Source organism: Pseudomonas sp. QL9, assembly GCF_041409665.1.
Classification (GTDB): Bacteria; Pseudomonadota; Gammaproteobacteria; order Pseudomonadales; family Pseudomonadaceae; genus Pseudomonas; species Pseudomonas knackmussii.
Map to the genome: position 1 here is coordinate 4,152,191 of NZ_CP166971.1, position 12,685 is coordinate 4,164,875.

Annotated in this window: 9 protein-coding genes; 4 read left to right on the plus strand and 5 right to left on the minus strand. The window is 58.9% G+C overall.

Annotated elements, in window-relative coordinates; all coding sequences use genetic code 11:
• Nucleotides 1–29 precede the first annotated feature (29 nt).
• The 3 genes from ACA097_RS19525 to ACA097_RS19535 all read left to right on the plus strand — a co-directional run bounded on the left by ACA097_RS19525 (nucleotide 30) and on the right by ACA097_RS19535 (nucleotide 4,628).
• On the plus strand, nucleotides 30–509 hold the full coding sequence (locus ACA097_RS19525) for a hypothetical protein (RefSeq protein ID WP_371365359.1): 480 nt from the start codon (nucleotides 30–32) through the stop codon (nucleotides 507–509).
• Between the two features lie 355 nt (nucleotides 510–864).
• The gene (locus tag ACA097_RS19530; protein WP_371365361.1) at nucleotides 865–2,484 is read left to right on the plus strand and encodes a dsDNA nuclease domain-containing protein; all 1,620 of its coding nucleotides are present in this window, start codon (nucleotides 865–867) and stop codon (nucleotides 2,482–2,484) included.
• Nucleotides 2,484–4,628 carry a DEAD/DEAH box helicase gene (locus ACA097_RS19535; RefSeq protein WP_371365363.1) on the plus strand — a complete coding sequence of 715 codons (2,145 nt, stop codon included), beginning with the start codon at nucleotides 2,484–2,486 and terminating at the stop codon, nucleotides 4,626–4,628. The genes ACA097_RS19530 and ACA097_RS19535 overlap by 1 nt, the downstream gene beginning before the upstream one ends.
• A gap of 841 nt (nucleotides 4,629–5,469) precedes the next feature.
• Here the strand turns inward: ACA097_RS19535 and ACA097_RS19540 are convergent.
• From ACA097_RS19540 to ACA097_RS19555, 4 genes are all read right to left on the minus strand, one after another.
• The gene (locus ACA097_RS19540; RefSeq protein ID WP_371365365.1) at nucleotides 5,470–5,808 is read right to left on the minus strand and encodes a hypothetical protein; all 339 of its coding nucleotides are present in this window, start codon (nucleotides 5,806–5,808) and stop codon (nucleotides 5,470–5,472) included.
• 595 nt (nucleotides 5,809–6,403) lie between these two features.
• Nucleotides 6,404–7,594: an MFS transporter gene (locus ACA097_RS19545; protein ID WP_371365367.1), complete on the minus strand. Its 1,191-nt coding sequence runs from the start codon at nucleotides 7,592–7,594 to the stop codon at nucleotides 6,404–6,406.
• Nucleotides 7,595–7,651: 57 nt separating this feature from the next.
• Nucleotides 7,652–8,416 (minus strand): SDR family oxidoreductase, encoded by a 765-nt coding sequence (locus ACA097_RS19550; protein ID WP_371365369.1) that lies wholly within the window; start codon nucleotides 8,414–8,416, stop codon nucleotides 7,652–7,654.
• Between the two features lie 26 nt (nucleotides 8,417–8,442).
• Nucleotides 8,443–9,243 carry an SDR family NAD(P)-dependent oxidoreductase gene (locus ACA097_RS19555; RefSeq protein ID WP_371365371.1) on the minus strand — a complete coding sequence of 267 codons (801 nt, stop codon included), beginning with the start codon at nucleotides 9,241–9,243 and terminating at the stop codon, nucleotides 8,443–8,445.
• 110 nt (nucleotides 9,244–9,353) lie between these two features.
• Between ACA097_RS19555 and ACA097_RS19560 the strand changes: the two genes are divergently transcribed.
• Complete coding sequence (locus ACA097_RS19560) at nucleotides 9,354–10,301, plus strand: GlxA family transcriptional regulator (RefSeq protein WP_371365373.1); 948 nt, start codon at nucleotides 9,354–9,356, stop codon at nucleotides 10,299–10,301.
• A gap of 323 nt (nucleotides 10,302–10,624) precedes the next feature.
• Here ACA097_RS19560 and ACA097_RS19565 read toward each other — a convergent pair whose 3' ends face one another.
• Nucleotides 10,625–12,634 carry a VTT domain-containing protein gene (locus tag ACA097_RS19565; RefSeq protein WP_371365375.1) on the minus strand — a complete coding sequence of 670 codons (2,010 nt, stop codon included), beginning with the start codon at nucleotides 12,632–12,634 and terminating at the stop codon, nucleotides 10,625–10,627.
• Nucleotides 12,635–12,685: the final 51 nt, after the last annotated feature.

Genomic DNA, 12,685 nt, shown 5'->3' on the forward strand with positions numbered 1-12,685 from the left:
GAATTACAGTAGAAGCACCGCCGATACGGGTGTTCGTTCTGTTCACTATGGACGAAAAGCCCCAGGAGCGCGGGCGACTCCTTGAGGGGATGCTCAATGACCTGTTCCGTGCCTACGGCATCCACGTTCAGGATAACTTCGTGCGCAGGTCGCCAGACAGCTCGGCGGCACTGGAACAAATTGACGGGGTGATAGAGCTTAACGGCACGATCCACCTGGTGGAGATGAAATGGTTGAAAGATCCTGTCGGAGTGGGCGACTTCGCATCTCACCTGATAAGGGTAATGAGCCGAGCAGACGCATCAGGAATCTTCATCTCCAGCAGCAGGTACACCGAGGCAGTGATCGAGCAGTGCGCGGACTTCCTGAATCACAGGACAAATTTTCTGTGCACCCTGAAGGAGATTGTCTCCCTACTGAGTCGCCAAGCTGACCTCGCTGATTTTTTGAAAGCAAAATCCCAGGCGGCAATCGTCGGCAAGCAGCCATTCCTGGAGATTTTGAGCTGATCAATGCTCCCCCCGGGACAACCTCAGTTCTGGGCCAATATGGCTCAAAATCGTCGTCGTACGCTCCACATCGACATAGCCTGATCGCCTCTCTGCCGTAAGGCCCGCGCAACAGGATTAGGGACTTTTACAGCGGCCTGGTCAGGCCCGCAGTCAGACGGCAAGGTCATCGTCCATCAGTGAGAGGGCCTTCCGGCCCGCCCTGGTTCAAGGGTTAGGCACGTAGATGTTGATCCAATAATGTGGTCGCACAAATGTTGATGATGGTAGCTTTACGCCATCTAGTGATGCACCTCGCAGCCTGAGCAACACGGGAACGACCGGCATCAGTCATTTTCACAGGTACAAGGAAGTCATGGTTACTACTCCCCGCCCATCAAACAAAGGTGGGCCTGCGGCTCGGCAAGGGTTCAAATACCAGGATCACGTTGCCGTTAGCTTCATATTGAAAATGCTGGCCGACAGCAGCTACGTGCAGATCGAATGCGAGACAGCCGACGACATCGTCGCGGTGAAGCAGTCAGCAGGTAGCACTATCAATGAATACATCCAGGTCAAAACCACCGAAAAGGATGGGAAGTGGAACCTGAAGGAATGCACCCAACTGGAGAACAGGAAACCCGATAGCTCTCTGATCCAAAAGTCGCTCAAATGCGACGTAAGGCCGGGGCCAGCCTGTTTTCGGATCGTCTCCAAACGTGATGTCGCGAAGGTACTGGAGGACTTCACTCAGGAGCTGGACAAGCGTGTCACCCCGGACGGGGCAACGGCTCAGGGCATCAAGCTGGCCAAGCGTTTTCCAAAGTCGATTTCGGCCATGGGCCGGAACCTGTCGTACTGGGCCGACCACTTCGTTTGGCAGGTATGTGGCAAGGTCAACGCTCTGGAATCTATTAACCTGCGCCTGCTTTCCGAAGTGATTGAGTTTTATGGGGAGAACCCCTCCCACCGCCAGTTGAAAGAAATCTACGCGTATTTTCTCGGCTGGGCAGATGACGCAGCAACTGCCGATGTCAAAATAGCACCGCAGGACAAAATCATCCTGCGTGCCGATGCATTGGCCCGATTGAAAGCGCTTCTGGACTCGGCGTCCAAGCAAGCCAACACCTTCGCTAAACCTTACAAATCAAAACCTGATCCGTTTCTCGTGGAGTTTCATACAGCCACCGAGACGGGACTGCTTCGCTCCATTTCTGGCTTCGACGTGGAGTACGATTTTGAGGAGTGGCGCAGCGATCAGTTTGCGGAGCACCTGGTGCAATGGCTTCCCGAATTTTGCTTACGTGCCAGCGAGATTGCCAATTTCCAGATACACCAGCTCTCAAGTTCGCTCGCGAAATCCATCAGCATGCTGGATCAAACGCCTGGCTCTCGCGACCGCTTGATCGCCGAGCTGATTCTCCACGCCATCCTGCGTCACCGAGAAAACAGCGAGCCGATCGCATGCAAAGCGTTTTACACCGTCAACGGCAAACTTTCCGAGTTCGGCAACGCCCACGTAGTCCAATCCGAGGGTGAGGCAGACCAGCTTTGGCTGGGAATATCGCGAATGATCTATACCGGCACGATGGATCAGACGCTGAAAGATATTTGCAATGTGTTGGACGCGACGATTTCCAGAGCCGCTTTGACCGAAGAGCGCGAGATCATCGTGACCCTGCGCGAGCCTCAACATCATCGGCCCAACGCCGAGGCGTTCAACAAGGCGCTACACAAGAATGCACCGACCCAGGACATGCTGAAGGTGCTCTGCTTTCCAGTCCTGTTGGCATACGACAGTGAAGCGTTGGCCGGCGGCTTTCTCGCTGACTACGTGGCGAACCTGAAAACTGAAGTGACGCAGCATTACAAGACCTTGCTCAGCACCTTGCCTTCGAAGATCCAACAGGTTCGGGTGGTCGTGTTTCTGGTACCAATGGAAAGCATTCGGCAGCTTGTCCAGAAATTCAACTCCCTGTGCAGGGCTGCTAGCTAATGAAATACGAGATCATCAAACAGCAGCTGGAATCGCTCGGCGGCAAAGATAGCGACAAGACTGGACTTCTTGCAGGCGTGACCCAGATCGTGAACAGGGGGAAACCTGAGTGGGAGGGTCGCGACCTGGTGATCCGTCTCCTAGATAAATTCGCGTTCTTGGACGAAATAGAACAGTCGCTTTTACTCAGCCTGGTTCGCACTGTTGGTCTGTTCCCCTACATCACAGAGCACGTCGAGCAGGTGTCCGACGCAGACCGCCTGGCCTATGAAATCCACCGGGTCGAGGGCGTGGAGAAAGGCTTGGTCTTCCACCGGCTTCAGGCAAATGTGTTTCACCTACTTATGCAAGGGCGCAACGTCGTGCTCAGCGCGTCGACAAGTGTCGGCAAGAGCCTTGTCATTGATGCGGTGCTGGCGCAAGGCAAATTTCGCAAAGTGGTGGTGATCGTACCAACCATCGCGCTGATTGACGAAACGCGTCGCCGGCTGGTGAAGCGCTTCCGATCGGTTTGCAATGTCATCACTCACCCGAGCCAGGAGGCGAAGACTGGCCTCATCAACGTCTACCTCCTGACTCAGGAGCGGGTGCTGCAGCGCGATGATTTGGACGACATCGATTTCTTCGTCATCGACGAGTTCTACAAGCTTGATCTTGCTAGTGACTCTGAAGAAAAGAACCGCTCCGTTGACCTCAGCCTCGCCTTTCACAAACTAGCGAACCTAGGTGCCCAGTTTTATCTGCTGGGCCCGCACATCCATAACATCCAAGGTCTGGATGGGTATGAATACAATTTTATCCCCTCGAACTTCTCGACGGTGGCAGTGGACGTGACCTACTTTAACCTGCGCACCCGTGGTGAGGAGCGCAAGGAAAAGCTGTTGGAGCTGTGCGAGCAACTCACCTCCCCTACGCTAATCTACTGCCAGTCGCCTGCGAGCGCGAACCGGGTCGCACAGCTTTTGATTGATAGAGGTAATTTCCCTTCGCTTCCCGAGACCAAGGACGTGTCGGACTGGATTTCCAGCAACTACCATCCTGACTGGAACGTGGCCAAAGCCATTTCTCTGGGAATCGGCATTCACCACGGCGGCGTACCCCGAGCGATTCAACAGTACTTCGTGAAGCTGTTCAACGAGAGAACCATCCGCTACATCATCTGCACGTCCACGATGATCGAAGGCGTTAACACCTCGGCTGAGAACGTCATCATCTACGATCGGCGAATCAACAAGAACACCTTTGACTTCTTCACCTTCAAGAACATTTCCGGGCGTGCTGGTCGTATGAACCAGTATTTCATTGGCAAGGTGTTCATGCTGGAGGAGCCGCCCGAGGAGGAGAACCTCACCGTCGAGTACCCGATCGGTTTGCAGGACGGCACCTCCCCCATGGGACTGTTGATGAAGCTGGAACCAGAGTACTTGACCGACCAATCCAGGCAGCGTTTGGAAGTCGTCTATTCAACACCGCAACTGTCCTCCTCAACGCTGATCGAGAACCGGCATATCCCGGTAGACCGTCAAATTGAAGTGGCTGACAGGATTCGTCGCGAGCTCGCAATCAGCCACATATGTCTGACCTGGAAAGGAAATCCTGAGCAGAAGCAGCTCGAATACCTCTGCACCCTCATCTACGATCACCTCCCACACAAACTGCAGGAATTCAATATCCACTCCGGCCCGCAACTGGCGTGGCACATCAATGCGCTCAGGGCACAGAAGGATTTCCAGGCCTACCTCCAACAAGCCATTGATGAAGACCTCACAGATCGCACCCCAAGCGAGTCGATTGGCCAGCGCCTGAAGTTTATTCGGAACGTGATCTCGTACCGCCTTCCACGCGACATCATGGCATTGAGTAAAATTCAAGCTGACGTTTTCACCCGAATAGGTATTGAACCGGGTGATTTCGGCTTCTTGGCTGAGCAGCTTGAAAACCTGTTCAACGACCCTCTTCTCACTGCGCTGGACGAGTACGGGATTCCCACGCAGATTTCGACGAAGTTCAAAAGCGCCATACTGCCCGCCGAGGGCATGACCCAGCTAATGGAAAAGCTCAAGCAATGGGCACCACGACTGGAATACTCACACCTGAGTCGGTTTGAGAAAAGCATCGTCAAGTGGGCGATAGAGGATATGTGAGTCACCCATGGATTCGAACAGCATAAGGCCGGGGAGAAATTGAAATCGATGGCGTGCGGATTCCATCGTAAATGACCGCTCCTGGCCGATGGCTGCCTGTCGTGAGGGCCAGTCACTGATTGAAGGCGGGCTAGGGTTCGTTGTATGCCAACTTCACCTGATCATTGGGCTGTCAGGTCGCGCAGGTCGTCAGTACGGGGCTCGCGCATGTATACAGCCGACTGGTTAGCAGCGCGCGGATTGACGTAGATACCGCTCATGCATTTGGTCTCTAGGCTGTGGTGGAATGGGCCGGAAAACTGAGTTTTGTCGCCCCACTGCCGACAGCTTTTGGGCAGACATAGAATGCCTGGAAGCGGCTAATTACGCGGCTTATCGAGATCCTGTTAACCATTTTTCGACTGTAAACCAATCAACTTTACAGTCGAAAAATAGGTTAACAGGTAGGGGAGCCGAAGCAGAGGCTCACGTTTAGGTCCAATACGACACACAAAAAAAACCGCCCTGCTAATGGAGTAACTGGGCGGTTAAGCATGGATGTGTGCCGTTTCGGGCAGTCTTCAGATTAGCTCGTCGTCGAGAACATTGCAGAAAAGAAAAAGGCCGCATTGCGGGATGCGGCCTTACGCTTTCAGCCTCCGTTCTGAATGGCGCTCGCTAACATAGCAGCTAGATGCAAGGGAAAAAAGGTTCCCACTAGCGCGCAGCCAGCTTTTGGGCGAACTACAGAAGGGGAGTGGGCCAAAGACTGAAGCAAGGTAGGTTTAGGGTAGATATCAGGGGCCGTTGCAGGTCAACGGCCCCTAGTCTCGATTGCCGTAGTTAATTGATGGCGATGCCCTTAGTTGCTTCTGTAGTACTGCTCGTAAGCAACAGCGTCGTCCGCTTCACGCATCAAGTTGTCGAGTTCCTCCTGAGCTGCGCGGGCGCTTCTCGCCTTCAGTCGAATTCCGTGCCAGTCGTAGTTGCGGGGTTCGTAGCATAAGAGGTAGTAGCGCCGCATATGCGAGCTGTACCAAATCCCCCAATCCTCGGAGTGGACGTCGGCGTCATCGCCTACTGATCGCAGATCGGTAGGGAGGCGCAACCCGTATCCGGCATCGCGGTCGGGTCCAACCCAATACCCACGGATATGGCGGATTTGAGTGTTTTCGCCGGTCGGTCCTTGTATGAACTGCATTAGGTCTCCAGTAGGGTTTGCTCACTGAGCAGGCATCCAGATTCGCCATAGCATCCAGCGGTAGGCGAATCGTCACCACCGCGCCCTCTCTACGGGCGTGGCGAACCCCTAGATAAATATCCAGTGATTTCTTGGTCGTCAATAGGCTTGAATGGCCTGCGGCGCGGCCTCCAGGGGCGATTTGGGGACTTCGCGCGATGCCATAGGGGGCTGACTGCTTTTGCCTTAATTGTGACTGATCAGTCACTTGTCAGTCGATGAGGGATTTTCGACCACCTGCTCATCGCCTGGCTCACATGAGCACGGTTCGTTCATCTAGGGTGAACCCTGATCGACCCGACGCATCCGTCGGCGAAGGGCTGCATCCGACCCTAAGCGGACTCTCAGGCACTTCGCATTCGCCTCCGATCCGCTGCGGATAGTAGTCATTCAAACCTGATCTATACGTAATTCGATGAGCGTACGTATGGCAAACCTGAGCCTGCGCCTCGGCCCAAGTGCGGACGACGCTACGCGCGAGCGACTGGACACTCAGCGCAAGCTCAACCAAAAGAGAGCCGCAGCGGGCCAGGGCTCAATCTGCTGCGGTCGTCGATTAGGTCGGCATTTGTGTAGCTGCTCGTAGCTGTGCGCGATTTTCGGAGAATCTAAGACAGGCAAAGGCCAGTCCAAACAGGAGCAGCGAAATGAGCAGCAGCCCTTGGTAGCCGTATTTGGGGTAGACCCAACCCGCTATGGCCGAGCCGACACCGATGCCGCAGAACATGAACGAGGCGGTCAATGCCAGGGCGATGCCGCGTTGCTCGCTCATTAGTTCGACGATTCGTCGCTGCTGTGAGGGCCAGACAATATCGGTAGCCAGTGCCCAGATGACCAAGGCCAGCAACAGGGCGTTCAGATGCCGCGGTATCAAAGCCAGGAAGAAAATATCCAACGTCAGCAGGCCGATGCCCCACATGAGCAGGCGTTCGGCGCTCATCCGCAATGCTAGGCGGGTGACCAGCAGATTACCCAATACGCCGGCTACGCCCAGCACCCCGAGCGCCAGGGTGATGCCATTGGCGCTGCTGTGGAAATCGTTGCTGATGATCGGGGCAAGGAAGGCATAGGTGGTGAATACGCCGGAGGTGATGAGGAACACCACAAAAAAGGCGCTAAGCGACGTGGCTTGCGTGAGTAATACGATCACATCGGTGGGCGAGACGCGTTGTCCCGCTACACGATCCGGCACCCACAACAGGATCATCGCCGCGGTGAGCAGGCCACTGACACCTATGCCTAAAAACAAGTTGCGTGCACCGAACTCATGGGCGATCCAGGCGCTGATCGGCATACCAGCAAGGCCCGCGACACTCAGCCCGAGCAACACGATGGCAATGGCGCTGCCCTGTTGGTCGCGCGCCACAATGTTCGACCCCAGAGCGCCGAGCACAGGTCCGATGAAGCCTGCCCCCAGCCCCATAAGCACCCTCGACAGCACCAACGACTGGTAACTTGTCGCCATTGCAAACAGCAGCGCAGCCGCGCTGAAAATCGACAGTCCCAGCAACACTTGCGAACGACGTCGCAGATGACCCAGGGTCATCTGCAGCACCGGCGCGGCAATCGCGAAGGTCACGCCGAACACGGTTATCAACAGCGCGCTCTGAGCGCTGCTCAATCCCCAGGTGACGGCAATCCTCTCGAGGCTGCCAACCACCGACAAGGCACCGACCGCCTGGACGAAGTAGGCCAGGCTGAGCAGGCGCAAGGCGATACGATCAGGCAAGGAGATGGGGCTATGCATGGTGCTCTCCAGGAGTCCACGAACACGCCCGACGCTCTGGCGAGGTCGGGCTCGGGCTTAGGCAACCGGGATGGGATTGTCGATGATCGACTGGTTGAACTGGTTCACCAGCGCATGCTCGTTCGGTCCGACATTGGCACGCAGCGCGGCGATACCATCGACGATCACCTCGGTCGTTGCGCTCTCCAGCTTGGCCAGGGTCTCAGCGATGAAGGCATCCAGCGGCATGGCGCGCGGATCGCCACTTTTGTGGATCAGGTCGGTATCGACCCATGGCGGCGCGATCTCCAGCACCTTGACACTGGTATCACGCAGCATGAAACGCTGCGACAGGCTGTAGGAATGGATGGCCGCCTTGGTCGCCGAGTACAGCGCGGTGACGGCAATCGGAATGAACGCCAGCACCGAGCTGTTGTTGATGATCGTAGCGTCCGGTTGGCGCTTTAGGTGCTCGACGAAGGCCGCGCTGACGCGCACAGGGCCCAGCAGGTTGGTGGCCAGCAAGCCAACCGCCTGCTCGTCATCAAGATCACCCGAGGCAGCATTATCGAACGGCATGATGCCGGCGTTGTTGATCACCACATTGAGGTCGGGGTGACGCTCAATCACTTGCTCGGCCACCTGCTTTATCTGCTGAGCATCGTTGATGTCCAGCACCACAGTATCGATACCGGGGTTGGCGCGGGCGACCTCCTCCAGCAAGGCCTGACGGCGACCCGCGATGATCACCTTGTTACCGCGTTGATGGAAGGCTTCGGCCAGTCCGCGCCCGATGCCCGAGGTGCCGCCGGTGATGAAGATGGTATTGCCGCTGAGCTTCATGGTTGTGCTCCTGATTTGAGGGTCGATCAACGCTGGGCGCTGTAGCGCGGCGCGGGTTGGTTGTTGGAAAGCAGGTTGAACATGGCCTTGCGCGCCGACTCGTAGGCGTGCCACCGACTGGCGTCATGCAGCGAGGGGATGGAGATCAGTTCGCCGTGATCGAAGTCGATCAGCGCGGCGTCGACTAGGGCGCTGGCCGGCATCACTATCGTCGGGTCGAGGTGTTCCAGCGGCAGGCCGCCGTTGTCCCAGAACTCGGTGGCGGTCGCTCCTGGCAACACGGCCTGGATGCGCACGCCCTTGTCGGCCAGTTCGTGATGCAGCGACTGGCTGAATGCCGTGACGAAGGCCTTGCTGCCGCCGTAAACGCCGTTGAGCACTTCCGGGACGATGCTGACGATGGATGAGATATTGATAATGGCGCCGTTGCCCCGCTCGACGAAGCCGGGAATGGCGGCATAGCTCAGTCGCATCAGCGCGGTCACGTTGAGGTCGATCATGCGCGTCATCAGACCCACGTCGCTCTCGAGCAGAGGCGTATGGGTGCCGATACCGGCATTGTTGACCAGCAGGGTGATGCTCGCGTCTTCCTTGAGCTTGGCCTCGACAGTGGCCAGGCTCTGGGCATCGCCCAGATCGGCTTGCAGCACCTCTACCACGCGTTGGGTGTCGTCGGTTATGCGACGGGCCAGTTCATTCAGGCGCTCGCGATTGCGTGCGACCAGGATCAGATCGTAACCACGGCGGGCCAGCCGTTCGGCGTAGAGGGCACCGATACCCGACGAAGCGCCAGTGACAAGGGCGGTGCCTTTCGTTGCGTTGCTCATGCTGTGTATCCAAGTGGGGTGGGCTTGGGACACATCATGGCGAGGACTGGAGAAGACCTAAATGACGTATATAGTCATGTTTTAGGACATGCTTAGCGCGAGGTTTGATCATGCACAGGATAGGCTACCTGCTTTCCGACGACTTCCAGATGCTGTCGCTAGCCACCCAGACCGTCTTCGAGTACGCCAACGTAGTGGCCGAGGCGCCCTTCTATTCCATCGGGTTCTTCTCCATCGGCGGCGGCATCGTGCGCTCGTCGCTGGGCTTGGGCATCGAAACCCAAGCCCTGAACAATCCCGGTCTGGCCGACACCTGGATGATTGCCGGGGTCAACAAGCCCCTGGAAATGCCCGCGAGCGAAGCTGCCTTGGCGTTCGTGCGACAGGCCGGGCGACAGGCGCGCCGCGTCGCCGGTATCTGCACCGGGGGCTTCGTGCTAGCCCAGGCTGGCCTGCTCGATGGGCGCCGCGCGACCACCCACTGGGCCTACGGTGCCGCTTTGCAACACCTCTATCCGCAAATCAGTGTTGAGGATGACCGTATTTTCATCATCGATGGCAGCGTATGGACGTCCGCCGGCATGACCGCCGGCCTGGATCTGGCACTCGGCATGGTGGAGAAGGATCTGGGCCCGGAAGTGGCACGCTCGGTGGCGCACAAACTGGTCATGCACCAGCGCCGTTCGGGCGGGCAATCACAACACTCGGAGATGCTCACCCTCGCACCGAAATCCGACCGTATTCAGAACGCACTGAACCATGCCCGGCAGAACTTGCACAGGCCACTGAGCGTCGAGGAACTGGCCGAAGCCGTGCATCTCAGTCCGCGTCAGTTCACCCGCGTGTTCACCGCAGAAACCGGACAATCCCCGGCCAAGGCAATCGAGCGCCTCCGCCTGGAGGCCGCGCGGGTAATGATCGAGCAAAGCCGCCATTCAATGGACGTGATCGCCAAGGAAACCGGATTCCGAGATCGCCGCCATATGCGCGAGGTGTTCATTCGCGGCTTCGGCGTTCCTCCTCAGGCGATACGCCGAGAGGTTCGTGGCGTGAGCTGAGCTATTGCCCCAAAGCCAGGCTTCACGAGTCTTTCCGTTGTATCCACTCACTTGGACTGCTTTCCAACCTTGCGACGGAATGTAAACGCCAAAGCCGGAGAGGCTCGCGTAGCCAACCTTCGTGGCAATCAGGGCAGTGGGCCGATTAAATCGGCCCTGGTTTCGCAGGAGCCCCAAAACCTCAAAATCAAGCCTTGGTGAACGTCCGCTTCTGGCCGCTTTCAGCCCCTGACGGGAGGCAGCTGCCGACCCATTGCGGTCGCTCGTGAATGACCTAAGCCGGTCAAAGGCGGCCATCGAGCGTCTACAAACGCAAGGGCAATTCACTCGTGGGCTAGCAGCACGCGACCGTCCCAATCGGGGCTGGAATCTGCTGCACGGCCAATCCTGAGCGGTCCCTCTTCGAGTCCATTGCTCAGCCAATTCAGCGCGTCGTTCACGTTCGCCAGGCGCCACTCCAGCGTGTAGAGCGAGGAATAGTGCACGAGGCGCTCCTCGACGACCGAACCGACCCAGAGCGAGGGCGATTCCGGCTCTTGGAGCCGTGCGTCGGTGGCCCAGAGGCGCAGCACGAATCGCGAGTCCTTGGGGGCGTTCGGATTGGCCAGGGCCAGCGTCAGCTCTGGCAGGCGTCCACCGGCGAAGACGGTAATCAGCGGGCGCTCTGCCGGCGCGGCGCCAGGGGTCAGCCAGGCCAGGGCGCTGCTCGCGCTCCAGGCGGCCGGACGATACCAGCCGTGCCGCTGCAGGCGCTCCCGCAGGGCGTCCGGGTTGCCCGCCCATTGCAGCGCCAGGGGTTCCTCGATTTCCCCGGTGATTTCCACGCGCCGCGCCGGGAGCTGCTGCCAGCCGGTGCTCCACCAGGCCTGCGCGGACAGGCTCTGGGTATGCACGGGCGGGGCGTAGCGGGCGATATCGAACGCGTACTGGCGATGGATATGGAAACTTCCGGCCACGCCCAGCGTGATCAGGGCGACGATGAGCAGCCCAGCCGCGCCCACCGCTTCGGGCGGTTTGCGCCTGTACCAGAGGCCCAGGGCCGTCAGCCAGGCCGTGGCGAAGGCCAACCCGCCGGCCACATCGGAGAACCAGTGGGCACCCAGGTACAACCGCGAGACCGCGATGGCGAGTACGAGCGCGACTGTGCCGATGACCAGCGGCAGGCGCCAGAACGGTCGCAGCGCGGGAATCACCAATACGGCGATAAAGCCATAGAGCAGGGTGTTGACGGTGCTGTGGCCGCTGGGGAAGGAAAAGGCGCTCCAGCCCGCGTACAGCATCTCGCCCGGCCGGGCGCGGTGCAGGGTGAACTTGATGACGCTGTTGAGCGCCGATGCGCCAGCGATCGCGACCAGCCAGTACATCGAGGTGCGCCAAGCCCGCTTCCATACCAGCCACAGCAGCACGGCCAGCGTCACCGCCAGCACCACGGAGGTGTCGCCCAGCTCTGTAACCGCGATCATCCAGGCATCGCCAGGAGCCGTGCGAAGGTCCTGCAGTATCTGGTAGATGGCCGTATCGGCCCGTACCAGAGGGTCGCCCGTGACGACATCTTCGAGAATGCCGAAGAATAGCCAGGCGGAGCCGACCAGCAGCATGGCCAGGCACCCCAGGCCGCGCGCATCGGGGCGCGTCGGGTCCAGGAGGTTCTGCAGGAGCCTTGCCCAGCGGCCATCGCGCGCCAGCGCCCAGCCGTGAAGGCGCTCCAGGCTCGCCACCAGCAGCGGCAGGCCGCGTCCAAGCGCCAGGCGCACGAGATGGATAGCGCCCCAGGCCAGGACGACCAGCAGGACGAGGAGGGAAGCGAGGGGCTTGGCTGCGCTGCCGAGCAGGCCCAGCGAAGCGCCGATCAGCACACCGGGAACTATGTGCGCCGGAGCCCAGGCCAGTGCCGAGATTACGTTGGCGGTGTAGAAGCGGCCGGGCGGCATTTTCAGGATGCCGGCCATGAGGGGGATGAACGCGCGCACGCCTGGCGTGAAGCGCGCCAGGAAGACGCTCTTGCCGCCGTGCCGGTCGAAGAACCGCTCGCTGCGCTCCAGGAAGGCGGAGTAGCGCTTGAGCGGGCGGATCTCCAGGACCTCGCGGTGATAGCGGTGGCCCAGCCAGTACGACAGGCCATCCCCCAGGACCGCGCCGGCCACGGCGGAGGCGAGCAGGGGCCAGAGCGTCACCGCGCCACTGGGCACCAGCGCGGCGATGGCAATGATGATGGCCGTGCCGGGGACGACGGCGCCGATCACCGGAATGGATTCGGAGAGGGCCAACAGCAACACCGCGGCGTAGGTCAGCTGGGGGTGCTCGAAAATGAAGGTGGTGAAGGAAGAGAGCATCCGGCTGTCCTGGTGAATGCCGAAGGGCCCCGTGCCCGTGGGAGTAGGCAC